The organism is Bradyrhizobium sp. 22, from assembly GCF_000482425.1.
GTDB lineage: Bacteria > Pseudomonadota > Alphaproteobacteria > Rhizobiales > Xanthobacteraceae > Bradyrhizobium > Bradyrhizobium japonicum_B.
On record NZ_KI519400.1, the window covers coordinates 1,542,843 to 1,559,713 of the forward strand.

15 protein-coding genes are annotated in these 16,871 nt (G+C 66.5%); 3 read left to right on the forward strand and 12 right to left on the reverse strand.

Features of this window, described 5'->3' with window-relative positions:
* Window positions 1-220: 220 nt before the first annotated feature.
* The 4 genes from phnE (K410_RS0132635) to phnC all read right to left on the reverse strand — a co-directional run bounded on the left by phnE (K410_RS0132635) (window position 221) and on the right by phnC (window position 3,840).
* Window positions 221-1,066 (reverse strand): phosphonate ABC transporter, permease protein PhnE, encoded by an 846-nt coding sequence (gene phnE / locus K410_RS0132635; protein ID WP_028138774.1) that lies wholly within the window; start codon window positions 1,064-1,066, stop codon window positions 221-223.
* Window positions 1,063-1,947: a phosphonate ABC transporter, permease protein PhnE gene (gene phnE, locus K410_RS0132640; RefSeq protein WP_028138775.1), complete on the reverse strand. Its 885-nt coding sequence runs from the start codon at window positions 1,945-1,947 to the stop codon at window positions 1,063-1,065. The genes phnE (K410_RS0132635) and phnE (K410_RS0132640) overlap by 4 nt, the downstream gene beginning before the upstream one ends.
* A 73-nt stretch (window positions 1,948-2,020) precedes the next feature.
* On the reverse strand, window positions 2,021-2,956 hold the full coding sequence (gene phnD / locus K410_RS0132645) for a phosphonate ABC transporter substrate-binding protein (RefSeq protein WP_028138776.1): 936 nt from the start codon (window positions 2,954-2,956) through the stop codon (window positions 2,021-2,023).
* A 74-nt stretch (window positions 2,957-3,030) separates the two neighbouring features.
* Window positions 3,031-3,840 carry a phosphonate ABC transporter ATP-binding protein gene (gene phnC / locus K410_RS0132650; protein ID WP_028138777.1) on the reverse strand — a complete coding sequence of 270 codons (810 nt, stop codon included), beginning with the start codon at window positions 3,838-3,840 and terminating at the stop codon, window positions 3,031-3,033.
* Between the two features lie 173 nt (window positions 3,841-4,013).
* Between phnC and K410_RS0132655 the strand changes: the two genes are divergently transcribed.
* From K410_RS0132655 to K410_RS0132665, 3 genes are read left to right on the forward strand one after another with little or no spacing between them, the layout of a single operon-like run.
* Window positions 4,014-4,673 (forward strand): LbetaH domain-containing protein, encoded by a 660-nt coding sequence (locus K410_RS0132655; protein WP_028138778.1) that lies wholly within the window; start codon window positions 4,014-4,016, stop codon window positions 4,671-4,673.
* Entirely contained in the window at window positions 4,670-5,863 is a 1,194-nt protein-coding gene (locus tag K410_RS0132660; protein ID WP_028138779.1) for an alpha-D-ribose 1-methylphosphonate 5-triphosphate diphosphatase, read from the forward strand. The genes K410_RS0132655 and K410_RS0132660 overlap by 4 nt, the downstream gene beginning before the upstream one ends.
* 18 nt (window positions 5,864-5,881) lie before the next feature.
* Window positions 5,882-6,580, forward strand: coding sequence for a DUF1045 domain-containing protein (locus tag K410_RS0132665; protein ID WP_028138780.1), 699 nt, complete (start codon window positions 5,882-5,884; stop codon window positions 6,578-6,580).
* 112 nt (window positions 6,581-6,692) lie between these two features.
* Here the strand turns inward: K410_RS0132665 and K410_RS0132670 are convergent, their stop codons facing one another.
* From K410_RS0132670 to K410_RS0132705, 8 genes are all read right to left on the reverse strand, one after another.
* Complete coding sequence (locus K410_RS0132670; RefSeq protein ID WP_028138781.1) at window positions 6,693-7,631, reverse strand: dihydrodipicolinate synthase family protein; 939 nt, start codon at window positions 7,629-7,631, stop codon at window positions 6,693-6,695.
* Window positions 7,632-7,762: 131 nt separating this feature from the next.
* Entirely contained in the window at window positions 7,763-9,844 is a 2,082-nt protein-coding gene (locus K410_RS0132675) for a methyl-accepting chemotaxis protein (protein ID WP_028138782.1), read from the reverse strand.
* A 106-nt stretch (window positions 9,845-9,950) separates the two neighbouring features.
* Window positions 9,951-10,721 (reverse strand): enoyl-CoA hydratase, encoded by a 771-nt coding sequence (locus tag K410_RS0132680; RefSeq protein ID WP_028138783.1) that lies wholly within the window; start codon window positions 10,719-10,721, stop codon window positions 9,951-9,953.
* Window positions 10,718-11,200: a MarR family winged helix-turn-helix transcriptional regulator gene (locus K410_RS0132685; RefSeq protein ID WP_028138784.1), complete on the reverse strand. Its 483-nt coding sequence runs from the start codon at window positions 11,198-11,200 to the stop codon at window positions 10,718-10,720. Before K410_RS0132685 ends, K410_RS0132680 begins: the two co-directional genes overlap by 4 nt.
* 48 nt (window positions 11,201-11,248) lie before the next feature.
* The gene (locus K410_RS0132690) at window positions 11,249-12,910 is read right to left on the reverse strand and encodes a tannase/feruloyl esterase family alpha/beta hydrolase (protein ID WP_028138785.1); all 1,662 of its coding nucleotides are present in this window, start codon (window positions 12,908-12,910) and stop codon (window positions 11,249-11,251) included.
* 82 nt (window positions 12,911-12,992) lie between these two features.
* Entirely contained in the window at window positions 12,993-14,237 is a 1,245-nt protein-coding gene (gene serA / locus K410_RS0132695; protein WP_028138786.1) for a phosphoglycerate dehydrogenase, read from the reverse strand.
* A gap of 149 nt (window positions 14,238-14,386) precedes the next feature.
* Complete coding sequence (locus K410_RS0132700) at window positions 14,387-15,619, reverse strand: rhodanese-like domain-containing protein (RefSeq protein WP_028138787.1); 1,233 nt, start codon at window positions 15,617-15,619, stop codon at window positions 14,387-14,389.
* Window positions 15,620-15,689: 70 nt separating this feature from the next.
* Window positions 15,690-16,871, reverse strand: coding sequence for a PepSY-associated TM helix domain-containing protein (locus K410_RS0132705; protein ID WP_028138788.1), 1,182 nt, complete (start codon window positions 16,869-16,871; stop codon window positions 15,690-15,692).

Sequence of the window (16,871 nt, forward strand, 5' to 3'; positions counted from 1 at the left end):
TGACAGCCCTCAAGGCTTCGGTGGGCATCGATCCGATCGAACGGCGACCCAGCTCGGGCGGCCACCCGGGCTGGGCCATTCCTCACGGAACGCCCCATTATAAGCCGGCGCGCTGATACAAAGGTGGGCAAAGCGAAGCGTGCCCACGACCTTGATCATGTCGGAGAAAATCCGTGGGCACGGCGCTGACGCGCCTTTGCCCACCCTACAGCACCTGTGCTCACGCCACCGCCCGTCGTCCAATGATCGCAAAGCGCAGCTTGCCCGAGATGAAATCGATCGCGGCGACCGCGACCAGGATCATCAGGATCAGGAACGACACCCTCTGCCATTCGAGCACGCGGATCTGCTCGGCGAGTTGCAGGCCGATGCCGCCGGCGCCGACGATGCCGATGATGGTCGCCGAGCGGGTGTTGGACTCGATGTAGTATAGCACCTGGCCGGCGATGACGGGCAGCACCTGCGGCATCAGGCCGAAGCGGATCTCGTGCAGGGCACTGCCGCCGGAGGCGCGGATGCCCTCGACCTGCTTCTGATCGGCGCCCTCGATCGCCTCCGAGAACAATTTGCCGAACGCACCGAAATCCGACACGGCGATCGCCAGCACCCCGGCAAACGGCCCGAGGCCCACGACATTGATCCACACCAGCGCCCAGATCAGGGTGTCGACGCCGCGGATCGAATCCAGCACGCGGCGAACCGGGAAGCGCAGGATGCTCGACGGCACCACGTTGCGCGCTGCGAGCAGGCTGACGGGAAGCGCGAACACGGCGGCCAGCGTGGTGCCGAGCAGCGCGATCGACAGCGTCTCGCCGAGCGCCTTGAGATAGACCGGCAGCGAGGAACCGGGATCCGGCGGGATCATCATCAAAGTGATCCAGCCGAGCTGACTGAGGCCGGCGAAGAAGCGCGACGGCGAGAAGTCGAGATCGACCAGGCCGTAAATCAGGATCGCGAACGCCGCGACGATCATCGCCGGCATCGCCAGCCGCGCCGAAGCGGGACGATCGAACACGTCGGGATAGCGGGCGCGAAGCTCTCGCGGATCGACCTCGTGCGGCGTCACGTCCGCGCCTCCTTGCCGAACAGGCGGCCGCGCAGCCAGCCCGTGCTGATGTCGATGAGGAAGACGGTGACGATGATGGTGAGCAGGATGGCGCTGACATCCGAGTAATAGAACTTGCGAATGGCGACGACGAGCTCCTGGCCGATGCCGCCGGCGCCGACGAACCCCATGACGGAGGCCTCGCGGACGTTGATCTCGAAACGCAGCAGCGCGTAGCTGGCATAGCCCGCCGTCACCTGCGGCACCACGGCAAAGCGCATGCACGACAGCCAGCTTGCGCCGGTCGAGCGGATGCCCTCGACCGGCTTCATGTCGGCGTTCTCGACGACCTCCGAGAACAGCTTGCCGAGCGCACCGGTTGAATGGATCGCGATCGCGAGCACGCCGGCCATCGGACCCAGCCCGAAGGCGATCACGAACACCAGCGCGAACACGATGCCCGGAACGGTGCGGGCGAATTCGAGCAGGCGCCGGACGACGAAGCGCAGCCAGGGTGCGGGCGAGGTGTTCTCGGCGGCGAGGAAGTTCAGGCCAAATGCGAGGATCGCGCCGATCAGCGTGCCGACGTAGCTGATCAGCAGGGTCTCGCCCAGCATCTTCAGCCATTTGCGCCAGCCCCAGAGCCACTCGCCGACGTCGGTCCAGACCCGCTGGCCGCTGTCGAGCGTGAAAATGCGGTCGAAATAGCTGACGAAGTTGCCGAAATAGCTGAACAGCGTGCGCAGATTCACTTCCGCGCCGACCGCGGCGAGAACCAGCGCCGCGGCGAACATCGAGGCTCCAAACAGGAGGCGCAGCCGCCTGCGTGCCACCGCCTGCCGATAGGCGGCGTTGAGCACGGCGAGCTGCTGCTCGGGAAGGATCGAAACCGCTGTTGTCATGGGCTTGAGATGAAGTCCCGTCAAAGAAAGAGCCGGGTCGATCGACCCGGCTCCAGTGGTATCGTCGCGATACTCAGGACGCCTTCTTCTTACGCAGGGCGTCGACGAACTTGATCAACTCGATCGTGCCATCCCAATCCTTGGTGGTGGCGGGATGGAAGCCCTTCTTCTGGCCGTCGGAGAGGCGATCGAACGCGGCCTTGTCCTTGGTCGGCGCGTCGAAGAACGCTTTCACAATGGCGGCCTTGGCATCTTCCGGCAGGTCGGAGTTGAAAGCATAGGGACCATTGATGATTGGCGCCGATTTGTGGATGATGCGAAAATCGTCCTTCTTCATCGCCGATCCGTCGGCATTCTTTAGCATGCCCTTGGTCAGCATCTGCGCCAGCGTGGAATCGTCGTCGCTGGTCCATTGGTTGGCGGCAACCTCGACCGTGCCTTGCGCCAGCGCCAGCATCGCGTTCTCGTGGCTGCCGGTGAAGACGACCTTGCCGAAATAGCTGTCGGCGTCATGGATACCCAACTTGTCGAGCTCGAAGCGGGGCACGTTGTTGCCAGAGGTCGAGTTCGGGTCGACCAGGCCGAGATTCTTGCCCTTGAGCTGATCGAGGGTCTTGTAGGGGCTGCTCGCCTTGACGAAGAACACCGAATAATAGCCGGTCGAGCCGTCGGCGTTGACGTCATTGGCGAAGGCCTCGGACTTGACGCCGGTCAGGCGGGCGCGAGCGAACGCGGCCGAGCCGTAGCTCGCGATGTGGATGTTGCCGGCGCGCTGGCCTTCGATCACGGCGGCGTAGTCGTTGGCAATGCGCAACGTGACCTTTACGCCCAGCTCCTTGGAGAGATAGCTCATGAACGGCGCCCAGCGCTCGGTCACGCCGGAGGCGTTCTCGGCCGGCACGACCGCGAAGGTCAGCTCGGGATATTTCGCCTTCCAATCGGCAGCCAGGGCTGAAGTCGTGAACGCGAGCGCGGCGGCGCCGGCGAGGACCAGTCTGCGAGTGATCATGTTACCCTCTTCATCGGTTGGGGTCGGTTGACGCAAAAACTTGCAAAGAAGACTTGCAGCGAAACAGGTTTCGCTCAGGCGGCCGCGGCCGTTCCGAGCGCGGGGACGCCCGCGGGCGCCGGCGCAGGCATGGCGCCCATGACATCGGCGGCTTCGAGATCGTAGAGCTCGCGCGCGACGTGATCGGTCAGCGCGGCCGGCGCGCCGTCGAACACCACGCGGCCCTGCGCCATGCCGATCAGCCGGTCGCAATAGCTGCGGGCGAGGTCGAGCGAATGCAGGTTGCAGAGCACAGTGATGCCGAAATGCTTGTTGATGCGCAAAAGCGCATCCATCACGATCTTGGTGTTGCGCGGGTCGAGCGAAGCGATCGGCTCGTCGGCGAGGATGATGTCGGGCTGCTGCACCAGGGCGCGCGCGATCGCGACGCGCTGCTGCTGACCGCCGGAGAGCTGGTCGGCGCGCTGGGCGGCGAGCGAGGCGATGTCGAACTGCTCGAGCGCGGACATCGCCAGCGCCTTGTCCTGCTCCGGCCAGATTTGCGACAGCGAGCGCCAGGCCGGCATCGTCGCAAGCCGCCCCATCAGCACGTTGGTGAGGACATCGAGCCGGCCAACCAGGTTGAACTGCTGGAAGATCATGGCCGAGCGCGCCCGCCATTGCCGCAGCTCCTTGCCGCGTAGCGCGGTGACGTCGACGCCGTCGAACAGGATGCGTCCCTCGCTCGGCGTCACCAGGCGGTTGATGCTCCGCAGCAATGTCGACTTGCCGGCGCCGGATCGCCCGATCACACCAACGAAACCGCCGGGAGAAACTTGAAACGAAGCGTCGTCCACCGCGGCTTTTGCGCCGAAGCGACACGTCAGACCATCCACCACCAGCATGCAGGGCTCCAGAGTAGCTGGAGCCAATCGCTAACGTCCATGCTTAACACTTGTGTGACACGACCGTTGCAGCGCAGCGATCCTGCACAGCTCATTCCCTGTCATCGCTACGTCATGACATTGTCATGAATCCGCTAGAAGAGGTACGCCCGCCTTCGCACTCCGGATTCGACATGGCCGCCAAAGCTCTTTCAGTTCAGCCGACCATCGATCCCTCGGCCAAGCTGCACGAGGCCCGGCTCGGCGCCTATACCGAGGTCGGCGCCCGCACCATCCTGCACGAAGTGGCGATGGGCGATTACTCCTATGTCGTGAACGATTCGCAGATCACCTACAGTACGATCGGAAAGTTCTGCTCGATCGCGGCGATGACGCGCATCAACCCCGGCAACCATCCGATGCACCGCGCGACGCAGGCTCATTTCACCTATCGTTCGAGCGCCTATTTCGCCGGCGAAAGCGACGATGCCGATTTCTTCGACTGGCGGCGCCAGCATCACGTCCATATCGGCCACGACGTCTGGATCGGCCACGGCGCGATCGTGCTGCCGGGCCGCAACATCGGCACCGGCGCGGTGATCGCGGCCGGCGCCATCGTCACCAAGGACGTGCCGGCCTACACCATCGTCGCCGGCAATCCGGCCCGAATCGTGCGGCGACGGTTCTCCGAGGAGATCGCCGGGCGTCTCGCGCGGCTTGCTTGGTGGGACTGGGATCACGACAAATTGCGCGAGGCCCTGCCCGATTTCCGCAAGCTCGGGATTGAAGATTTCCTGGCGTCATACGAAGCACGGGCGACTCTCCCTGCCAGCAAACGAAGCGCGGTCGCGTGACAGACATCTTGCTTGAAGGCGGCCGGACCCTGATCGGCACCGAACTCGTCGAAACGTCATTGGGGGTGTCCGGGCAGGACATCATTGCGATAGACGCCGCTCGCGGCCGGGCGCGGCTGGCGATCGATGCACGGGGCCTGCTGGTGCTGCCCGGCATCGTCGATCTACACGGCGATGCCTTCGAGCGGCAGATGATGCCGCGCGCCGGTGTCGACTTCCCGATCGATGTCGCGCTCGCCGACAGCGACCGCCAGGCCATCAGCAACGGCATCACCACCGTGTTTCACGCCACCACCTGCTCCTGGGAGCCGGGCCTGCGCAGCGCGGACAATGCGCGCGGACTGATGGAGGCGATCGAGCGGCAGCGTCCGCAATTCTCCGCCGACACCCGCTTCCATCTGCGGCACGAAACCTACAATCTCGAGGCCGAGGCCGAGATCGCGCAGTGGCTCATGGAAGGCCGCGTCGACCTGTTCGCCTTCAACGACCACATGGACGGCACGGTCGCCGACATGGCCAAGCCGCGCAAGCGCAACCGCATGGTGGAGCGCACCGGCTTGTCGGGCGAGGAGTTCGACCGCCTGGTCGAGCGCGTGGTCTCGCGCGCCGACGAGGTGCCGGCTTCCGTTGCGCGTCTGGCCGCCGCGGCCCGTGCGGCCGAGGTGCGGATGCTCTCGCACGATGACGCGACGCCGGCGATGCGCCGCGAGTTTCGCGAGCTCGGCGCCTTGATCGCGGAGTTTCCGATCAATGAGGAGACGGCGCAGGCGGCGGCAAGCCACGGCGATGCCATCGTCTACGGCGCGCCGAACGTCGTGCGCGGCGGCAGCCACACCGGTTGGACCAAGGCCTCCGACATGATCGCCAAGGGGCTCTGCTCGGTGCTGGCGTCGGATTACTATTATCCCGCCCAGCTGCTCGCCGCGTTCCGGCTCGCCGCCGATGGCGTGCTGCCGCTGACGGAGGCCTGGAATCTGGTCTCTGCCGGCCCTGCGCGCGCGACCGGCCTGACCGATCGCGGCGTGCTCGCGGAAGGCCGCCGCGCCGACATTCTGCTGGTCGACGACGATGTGCCGCTGCGGCCGCGGCTGATCGCGGTGATATCGGGCGGCAAGCTGGTCCATCTCACTGATGCGACGCGGCTCCTGAGTGCGGCGGCGATGCCGCGCGAAGCTGTCGCCGCGGCCTAAACCGGCTATGCTCGCGCGATGACAGGCTTTCCCCGCTACGCGATCTATTTTGCCGCAGGCAGCAACAACCCCCTCTCCCGCTTCGGCGCCGAGTTGCTCGGCTACGACGCCTATGCCGGGAACGAACTGCCGTTTCCGCGCGAGGCGCTGGAGGTCGCGCCTGACTGGCGCGATATCAGCGCCGATCCGCGCAAATACGGCTTTCATGCCACGCTGAAAGCGCCGATGGCGCTGGCATCTGGCAGGACCGAAGCCGAGCTGATGACCGCTTGCGCGACCTTCGCCGGCAAGACGCGGCCGCGTCCCGTGATCCGGCCCGTCGTCGATGCCATCAGCGGCTTCATCGCCGTCATTCCAGCCGAGCCGGTCGAGGCGCTGCAAGAGCTCGCCGCCGATTGCGTCCGGGATTTCGACGCTTTCCGTGCGGCGCTGACCGCGGAGGATCGCGCGCGGCGCAAGCCGGAGAAGCTGAGCGAACGGCAGCGCGACTATCTCGACCGCTGGGGCTACCCTTACGTGATGGAGGAATTCCGCTTCCACATGACGCTGACGGGACGGCTGGATGCCGAGCGGCGCGGCCCGATTCTTCAGATGCTGCGGACGCGGTTTGCAGCGCTGGGCATCGAGACGCTCGCGATCGATCGGATCGCGCTGTTTCGACAGGATGACGCGAAGGCGCGCTTTCGCATCATCGGCGAGTGGACGCTAGCGTATTAGGCTGCGCGTCACATTCGTCATTGCGAGCGTAGCGAAGCAATCCAGAAATGCACCCGCGGAGATAGTCTGGATTGCTTCGTTGCAAGGGCTCCTCGCAATGACGGGGAGAGACCTACTTCCCCCACCGCAAGGCCAGCGCGTCGCGCTCCTTGGCGAGCTCCAACAGCCCCGCCCGGGTCGCCGGATGCAGCGGCTGGAGCGGATGGCGCACCGCGTCCGACTTGATGACGCCGCCGGCCTGCATCATGACCTTGCAGGCGATCAGGCCGCATTGGCGGTTCTCGTAGTTGATCAACGGCAGCCAGCGTTCGTAAGCGGCCTTTGCCTTGTCGCGGTCGCCGGCGAAATAGGGATCGATGATCTGGCGGATGCCGTCGGGATAGCCGCCGCCGGTCATGGCGCCGGTGGCGCCGGCGTCGAGATCGGCCAGCAGCGTGATCGCCTCCTCACCGTCCCACGGGCCTTCGATGTCCTTGCCGCCCGCCTCGATCAGGCCGCGCAGCTTTGAGGCCGCGCCCGCTACTTCGATCTTGAAATAGCGGATGTTGGAAAAGTCGCGCGCTAGCCGTGCGAGCAGCTCGACCGAGAGCGGCGTGCCAGCCACCGGCGCATCCTGGATCATGATCGGAATGTCGATCGCGCCCGAGAGCACCCTGAAGAATTCGACGATGCCCTTCTCGGGGACCCGGAAGGTCGCGCCGTGATAGGGCGGCATCACCATCACCATGGCGGCGCCCGCAGCTTCCGCCTGCTTGCTGCGCGCCGCGCACACGGCCGAGCTGAAATGGGTGGTGGTGACGATCACGGGAACCCGTCCCGCGACATGCTCCAGCACCGCATGCATCACGCTCTCGCGCTCGGCATCGGTGAGCACGAACTGCTCGGAGAAATTGGCGAGGATGCAGAGGCCGTGCGAGCCGGCATCGATCATGAAATCGATGCAGCGGCGCTGTCCCTCGAGGTCGAGCTCACCGCGCTCGTCGAAAATGGTAGGCGCGACCGGGAACACGCCGCGATAGGGGCGCTGGGCCTGGTGGGGGGTGACCGGCATCGAACTCTCCATCCCTGATGTGTCTTGCGTCCGGCGCTGCGCTCTGGGCGCGAGGCGGCACAGATGTAGCCGCCGCGCGGACCGGCGGCAATGCCGAACGCACGATCTCAGAATGGAAGAATGAGGCGAAACTACGCGGTCTTCACCGCGCCCAGGAAGCCCTCGACCGCGACGCGGAGACGATCGGCGTCGGCCGACATCTTCTTGACGGATTCCGACAGAACCGTGCCGGCATTGCCGGTCTCCTGGTTGAGCCTGGCGACGCTGCCGATGGTGTCGGTGACCTCGCGAGTGCCTTGCGCCGCCTGCTGGAAGTTGCGGGAGATCTCGGTGGTGGCGGCGCGCTGCTGCTCGACCGCGGCGGCAATCGCCGTCATCTTCTCGTCGATGCCGCTGATGGCGCCGCCGATCGAACGGATGGCGGCAACCGCCTGGCCCGTCGCGGCCTGGATCTCCTCGACCTGGCGCGAGATCTCTTCGGTCGCGGTCGCGGTCTGGGAGGCGAGACTCTTGACCTCGCCGGCGACCACGGCGAAACCGCGACCGGCCTCGCCCGCGCGCGCGGCTTCGATGGTGGCGTTCAAGGCCAGAAGGTTGGTCTGGGCGGCGATGGCGTTGATCATCTTGACGACTTCGCCGATGCGGCTTGCGGTCTGGTCGAGGATCTCGACCGTCGCATTGGTCTGCTCGGCCTGCGCGACGGCTTCGCGGGCCTCGCGGGCGCTGGACTGCACCTGCGCCGAGATCTCGCCGACGGATGCGGAGAGCTCCTCGGTCGCGGCGGCGATGGTCTCGAGATTGTTGGTGGCCTGCTCGGCGGCGGAGGAGACCGCCGCGGTCTGGCTGCTCGACTGCGAGACCAGCGAGCGCACGCCGGTGGCGGTGGCATCGAGCTCACGCGTCGAGGCCGCAACGCTCTGGATGACGGCCTGCACCGTGTCGTCGAAGCTGCGGCAGGCGGAATCGACCGTGCCGGAGCGCGCGAGTTGCAGCGCCTGCTGCGATTCGCGCTCCCGGCCCAGCCGTTCCGCGGTGGCCGCGCTCTCGCGCAGGCTTTCGAGCGCGGCGGCCATGGTGCCGAACTCGTCGGGATGCCGGGATTGCGGCACCGGCGTCGCATAATCGCGGGCGCTGATGCGGGCGATGGCATCAAGGATGGCGCGTACCGGCCGCATCAGGCGATTGCGCACCACGAACACGCCGGCCAGCGTCACGGCCAGCGCGAGCAGGAACGCGAACGACTGCACGATGAGGTTGGTGAGGGCTTTGGCCTGGACGGCTTCCGCACGCGCGATCGACAGGTCGAGAGCCTTGTTGGCGACCGCGACGATCGGCGCGAAGGGCGACTGGCACAGCGCGTTCCATTCCGAGGCGGGCATTGCCGGCTTGCCACTGCCGTCGAGATTTTTGGTGAGATCGCCGATCTGCTTGAGCACGCCGTCGGTCTTGGCCCGCGCCTCCTTCGCCGCATTGACGACATCCGCCGTCACGTCGGGCGCGGCCAGCAATTCCTCCAGGCCGGTCCAGCCGGCGGTGACGATGCCGTTCCAGCCGGCCACGGTCTGCTTCTGAGTCTCGTCGAGCGGCTTCGAGGTGTTGATGTTGGGACGGAGGGTCGAGCACTGGATGCCGTAACGGTCGCGGACCTGCCAGGCCAGGCGGCGGGCCTGGATCATGCGGGCGATGAAGGGATCGTTGGTCCAGGCGCGGTTCGACACCGCGGTGGATGCCAGGTTCGCGGTCTCGATCACCTTGGTGACGCCATCGTACCAGGGCGCGGTACGCTCGACCTTGCGCTCGGCGCGCGGCAGCCTGGCCTCGTCGTAGAACAGCTGGAACTTCGGCGCAGCCTCGCTCCAGCGCTGCTTCAGCGTGCTGGCGAGCTCGTCGCGGCGGGCGAACTCGACGGTAGAGAGCGCCGCGACGATGGCATCATAGCCGGCCAGTTCGGCCTTCTCGGCGGCGCCGAGCTTGGCGCGCGGATCGTCCTCGCCGAGCAGCGCGCTCTGTGCATCGCCGCGATTGTTGCGCAATGCGAGCACGCCGTGGAAGATCGCCTTGTCGGCAGCCGCGAGCCGCTCGGTCTCCAGGCTGTCGCTGTAGCGACCAAATGCGCCGAGCATCTGGAACGCGGTGCTGGCCAGCGCGCCGGCGGCCAAAAGCGCCATCAGGACAAGAAGTAGCTTGCTTACCGATTTCTTAAAAAATGACATGGCGAAAGGAACCTGCTCTGCACGAGCGGGCACCTTGCACCGTGACATGCCAAAAGTCCGTTAAGCTTATATCAAATGTTAAACGCCGGCCTTTCGAGCCGTTGATTCACGCAACCTTGGTGAAATCCGGTGGCCGACGCTCGGCGAAGGCCGTGAATGCTTCGCGCGCCTCGGCGGTGCGCAGGCGCTGGGCGAACTGCTCGCCTTCGGCCTGCATCTGCGCGACCAGCACCTCGCCGTTGCGCATCAGGCGCTTGGTGGCGGTGAGGGCGCCGGCCGGTTGCCGGGCAAGGCGCTGCGCGAGTGCAAGCGCCTCGGCATCCAGCTTGTCGAGCGGCACCACGCGGTTGGCGATGCCCCATTGCAGCGCCGTCTGCGCCGGTACCGCCTCACCCAGCGCGAACATCTCGTAGGCGCGGGCATGGCCGATGCGCGCCGGCATCAGCAGGCTGGAGGCCGCTTCCGGCACCAGCGCGAGGCTGACGAAAGGCGTCGACAATTGCGCGTTGTCGGCGAGCACCACGAGGTCGCAATGCAGCAGCATCGTGGTGCCGACGCCGACGGCGCGGCCCTGCACCGCCGCGACCAGCGGCCGGGTGCAGCGGGCCAGCGACTGGATGAAGCGGACGACGTTGCGGCTGCCTTCGGACTTGCCGGTTGCGACCGCGGCGAATTCGCCGACGTCGTTGCCGGCGGTGAACATGTCGCCCTCGCCGCGGATCAGGATCACGCGAGTGGAGGCGTCGCCCTCGGCGGCTTCGATGGCGTCGGCGAGCTTGCCGTACATCGCATCGGTCAGCGCGTTCTTCTTGTCGGGACGCGCCAGCGTGAGGGTGAGGATGCCGCCATTGGTCTCGATGCGGACGTGCTCGGTCATGGGTTCGCTCCTTCTATTCGTCTGAATGGCTTGTCGTCCGAAGGCCTTGGAAACTTGTCCTGAATGCTGGTCAGCCAGCGCGCGACGATGTCGATCTCGGCAGCCGTGAATCCGTCCGTCAGTGCCGCGTTGACCTCCGCCGCACCAGCTTTCGCCTGCGCCAGCGCGCTGCGTCCCTTCGGCGTCAGAAAGATGCGCCAGGCGCGTCCGTCCTCGCGGTCGGCCCGCCGCTCGATCAACTTCGCAGCCTCGGTGCGGTCGACGAGGCCGGAAATGCCGGCCGGCCCCATGTCGAGCGCCGCGCCCGCCTCGCCCATCAAGACGCCGTCCTGCTTGCCGAGGATGAACAACAACCCCGCCTGCGCCGGCGTCACCTCGCTCTCCGGGCGCGCCGCCATCCAGCGCTGCAAGCGGCGCTGCGCAACGCTGAGCAGGTAGATCAGCCGATGATGCCGCGCGTCGACGCCATTATTTCGCATGCGAAATATCTAGCTGAGCGCGCGGTCGTTGTCAAACGAGCCGTTTGGCTACGGTGCGCAGGCGAAGCTCGCCGCTTCCGTCACCGGTCCCGATTTGTAGTGCGGCCATGCGGGCCAGCGGCACAGCGGCAGCGCACGCAGCGTCGTGAACGAGGGCGCCTCGACCTTCTGCTCGGCCACTTCGAGATCGCCGGGTGCCTTGCCCTTCTCGACCCAGTCGACCAGCACGCTGAGCATGTCGACATTGGCCGGTGCACCGGAGCCGACATGGTCGACGCCGGGTGCGGTGTAGAGCCGCGCGAACTCCGCCGTCTCGGCCTTGCCGAGCTTGCGCTCGACGCTCTCGAAATAGCGGATGCCGGCATAGGGACTCTGGGCGTAGTCGGCCATGTGCTCGAGCATGATCAGACGGCCGCCGCGCGCGCGGAAGCGGCTGAGATCGGGATCGGTCGAATCCATCAGCTTCGACACTTCGAGCAGCCGCGCCTTGTGCTCCTCCACCTTGTAGGTGGTGACGTCGAGCTTGGGATCGCGCGCGAACACATATTGGATGCCGCCGGCGCCGTAGATCCAGGCGATGCCGTTGTTGGGCGCGGGCGGTTGTGCCGGCGGCGCGGTGCCGAGCCACCACGCAGTCCAGCCGCCGGTCGGACCGATCGCCGGAATATCCTCGCCAGAGACGCCCCAGCCCGGATAATCGTCGAGGCCGTTTTCGAGCGGGAACGGGAATTTGTAGGTCGCGTGCAGCGTCTCAATCGCCTTGATCTGCGCATCGGTGAGACACCGATCGCCGCTTTGGCCGGTCGCGCAGCGCAGCGTCTCGACCTTGAAAGCGGCCTTGCAGGCGACGGGGTTCTGCACCAACGCATCGTCGGAGCCGTCGGCCTTGTCGCAGGCCGCCCGCACCGCCTCGCCGACGAGCTTCACCTGCGCCGGATTGATCCAGCCCGGCCCCATGGTGACGAGACCCGATCGCGTGCCGGCGTGCTGCAGGCCGACCCAGTTGATGACGGGAACGCGGGCGAAGATGCCGTCGAAGTCATCGGGGTAGCGCTGCGCCATGGTGAGGCCTTCGCGGCCGCCCTCGGACGAGCCCATGAAGTACATCTTGTCGGGCTTCCTGCCGTAGGCGCGCTCCATCAGCGCAACCGCAACGTCGCGCACTCTCTTGTAGGCGCGGTGAGCGAAATTCTCGAAGGCCTCATCGTTCAGCGCAAAGACCTGCGGCGGCTCGCCCGGCTTGGTCTCGTGGCCGGAATCGGTGCCGTAGGTGACGAAGCCGCGTGCCAGCGGCGACGGCTTGTCGAAGGGATAGGCCGGCGGCAGCGCAAGGCCGGTGATCAGCACGCCGTTGAACCCGCCGCCGCCATATTGCAGCGAGCGTCCGTTCCATTCGACGGGAAGGTTGACCTGGAATCTGATCGGCGGCGCCTTGGGATCCGTGGGGTCGATATGGCCGAGCACCTTGCAGAAGGCCGGGTTGGCCGGCGTGATGCGCGCCGACGGCGTCGGCCCGCGTTCGGCGACCACGAGCTGTGAGGGCGACTGCAGCGTTGCGGAGTCGATCTTCACCGCATCGGCGCCGCCAACGAGGCCCTTGCAGACCGTCTCTGCATCCGCTGTCAGGGTCGCGGCTCCTGCAACGTTAGCGCTCAGGGCCGCCGCCGTACCCGCCAACGATGCGCACAGCTTCGCTCTTGTCAGCGTCATCGTTTCCGCCCGGTTTGTAGTTGTTATTCAATCCACCAGAGGCCGCATTCAATGCGACCTCCGGCTCACCGTCAATGACGCTTTAGTGCTCGAACACCAGCCGCGCGCCGATCGTGCCGTCGAGGCTGCGGATCTGCTGCAGCAGCGTGGCCGAATCCTGCCCCGCGAGATCGGCGTCGAGGACGACGTAGCCGAGATCGCCCGATGTCTCCAGATATTGCGCGGCGATGTTGATGTCGCGCTGAAGGAAGACTTCGTTGAGCCGCCGCAGCATGCCAGGCACGTTGCGATGGACATGGCTGAAGCGCGCCCCGGAGGGACGCAAATGCAGCTGCACTTCCGGAAAATTCACCGCGCCCATGGTCGAACCGGTGATGAAATAGTCGACCAGTTTTCGCGCGACCTCGCCGCCGATGCGTTCCTGCGCCTCCTCGGTGGAGCCGCCGATATGCGGGGTGAGGATGACGTTCTCGAGGCCCTGCACCGGGCTCTCGAAGCGATCCGCGTTCGACGACGGCTCCACCGGAAACACGTCGACGGCCGCACCGGCGAGGTGACCGTCGCGCAGGGCTCGCGCCAGCGCATCGAGATCGACCACGGTGCCGCGGCTGTTGTTGATCAGCAACGAGCCCGGCTTCATCGCCCGCAGCTGCTTCTCGCCGATCATGCCCGCCGTCTCCGGCGTCTCCGGCACGTGCAGGCTGACGACGTCGCTCTGCGCCAGCAGCTCGTCCAGTCGCTCCACCGGCTCGGTGTTGCCGTGGCGAAGCTTGTCGGTGCGGTCGAAATAGATCACGCGCATGCCCATGGCTTCGGCCAGCGTCGAGAGCTGCGAGCCGATATTGCCGTAGCCGACGATGCCGAGCGTGCGGCCGCGCACCTCGCGGCTGCCGGTCGCCGACTTGTCCCAGCCGCCGGCATGGGCCGAGACCGAGCGCGGGAAGATCCGCCGCAGCAGCATCACGATCTCGCCGATCACGAGCTCGGCGACGCTGCGCGTGTTGGAGAACGGCGCGTTGAACACGGGAATGCCGCGCTTGCGCGCCGCCGCGAGATCGACCTGGTTGGTGCCGACGCTGAAGCAGCCGACCGCGAGCAGCTGGTCGGCGGCGGCGAGCACCTCATCGGTGATCTGCGTGCGCGAGCGGATGCCGAGCAACGATACGCCGTCGAGCGCCCGGCGCAGATCCGCGCCGTCCAGCGCCTTGGTCAGCCGCTCCACATTGGTGAAGCCCGCGCTCCTGAAAAGATCGACAGCGCTATCATTGACGCCTTCGAGCAGCAGCGCCTTGGCGTTCCGCTCAGGGCCTTGGCCTGGGGCTGACATGGTGTCTCCGTAGATGATGAGCTTTGCCTGAGCACATAGACCGCGGAGGATGCGCAGCACAATAGGGGGCGGATACGGGAGAAGATGGCGGTGCTTGAGATGCCTGGCATCCCACCAACTCCGTCATCTGCACGCGACGGCCGGCAGAATCAAATCACGTAAAACCCGTGCGTGCCGTCGCGGCGGAGCTGCTCGACGAGGCCATATTCCCAATCGAGATAGGCCTGCATCGCGGCTTGCGCGACATCGGTGCCTTCATAGGGACGGCGGTAGCGGTGGGCCGGATCGGGCCTGGGCAGCACGCGCGGCGGGCCGATCTCGAGCGTGGCGCCATAGCCGCCTTCCAGCACATAGACCTCCCACCCCATCTGCGCCAGCCACGACGCCGTCATGTCGGCGCGGACGCTCCTGTCGTCGGTGAGCAGAATGCGCGCCCCGCGCACCGGAGCAGCCATGTCGGTTTCCTGCACGAGCTGGCCGCCCGGATAATGCCGGAAGCCCGGAAGGTGGCCGGCCGCGTATTCCTCGGCCTCGCGTACGTCGAAACGGTACAGCGTGCGATCCGTCTGCGCGACCAGTGCCGCCATCTCGCGCGCCCCGACGTGGCGCACGCCGGCGCGATAGGCGACATCGCGCGCATTGGCAGGGCCGCCCGCGAATGGCCCGATCTCCCCGCGCCTGTCAGCACCGTGGTCGAGCCTGTGCCGCGCCAGCGTCCAGCCGATGGTGCCGTTGCGCAGCGCGCGCACCTTGTTGGGCACGCCGGCATTGATCAGCGACTGGGTGCCGATGATGGAGCGGGTGCGGCCGGCACAATTGACGATGATGGTGGTGTCAGGATCCGGCGCGGCCTGCCCTGCGCGCAGCACCAATTCGGCGCCGGGCACGCTGACCGAGCCCGGAATGTTCATGATCGCATATTCGTCGAAGCGGCGGACGTCGAGGATGGCGACGTTGGCCTTGTCGGCGATCAGCTTGGCCACCTCGTCGGCGCTGAGCGAGGGCGTGTGCCTGCGCGATTCGACCAGCTCGCCGAACGCTTTCGAATAGGAATTGACGTCCGCGAAGACCTCGTAGCCCGCCGCGCGCCACGCCTTCAGCCCGCCGTCGAGCGCGCTGATACGGGTATAGCCGAGCGCGGCCAGACGCTCGGCGCCGCTCGCGACCAGCCCGTCTCCGTCATCATAGAGCACGATCGGCACGTCCTTGCGCGGTAGCCTGGTCTCAGCCTCGATCGCGATCCGGTCGACGGCCATGTTGGCCGCGAACAGCGGATGCCCGGTCGCAAAGCCTGCCTCGTGTCGGAGATCGAGCAGCGCGATCTCCTCGCGCAGCAGCAGCGCGCGGCGGATATCGGCGGGAGTGACGGTCGGGAGCTTCATGGCACGGACCCTAGCGAAACAGGCCATGGGCTTTTGACCGATTGCAGGCGCGTTGGCTAGCCTTGTCGGCTCACTCGCCGGGGACGAGCCGTCCGAGCGGTGGCGACGCCGAACGGCGCAGCCTGCGGCGCGACAGGTAGAGCAGGATTCCGGTGATCGAGAACAGCGGCATCAGGATCGCGGCAATCATGAAGGCGAGCTTGCCGGGCCAGCCCAGGATCGCGCCGCGATGGATGTCGTAGATGGCCGCGATGATCGTCTCGCCGAACGTCTTATCGGTAAAGCGCTCCGCGGAAGCCAGCTGGCCGGTGACGGCATCGATGCGGAATTCGTCGCGCGTGGTTTCGAGCAACGAGGCCTTCCCCCACGACCGGATGCGGATCGTCGTACCCGGTCCGCCCGGCAGCGTCAGCAGGGCTCTGGAGAACCGATCGCCCTCCTCGCGCTGGAACGTGGTCCATGCCGGATCGAAGCCGATTGACGGCACCGGCCCGGAGTTGGCCACGCGCGGCGGCTTTGCAGGCATCTTCGCCGCGGCGGCGTGCGGACGCGCCAACAGCCAGGTCACGCCGTCCTTGTACCATTCGAAGGAGAAGTACAGCCCGGTGAGCGCCATCGTCAGATAGACCGGCAGGACCCAGGTGCCGATGACGGTGTGCAGCGAGCGATGCAATCCGCGGCCGCTGAGTCCCAAGTTCGGCTTCAACCACATCTTCACGCTGCCTGCCCGACGCGGCCAGCGCAGCACCAGGCCCGACACCAGCATGACGATCAGGCCGAGCGCGATGGTGCCGGTAATCGGTCGTCCCCAGCCCTTGCCGTCGCCGGGGATGAGGAGCCAGCGATGCAGCCGGCGCACCGTCGCGAAGAACGCCTCGCCGCGGGGCGAGCCCAGCACGCGCGCATCATAGGGATCGACATAGAGCGAGGTCGGCCGGTCGCCCCGTTCGTCACGCGCAAAGCGGACATGGACCGCCGCCGACGGATCGCTCGACAGCGTGATCGCCGAGACCTTGCCGAGATCCTGTCCTGCCGTCAGCCGCGTCACCAGCTCATCCGGCATCAGCACCGGCGCCCGACGCGGCGCGACCTGCATGATGCCGGCATTAAGATGATCGACGATCTCGTCCTCGAAGCTCATGATCGCGCCGGTCAGCGCGATCACGGACAGCAGCAGCGCGAGGATCAGGCCCGCAATGGAATGGACCTGGAACAGGACCGCCTTGATGGTGTGTCCAGTCCGTGCTGCCAT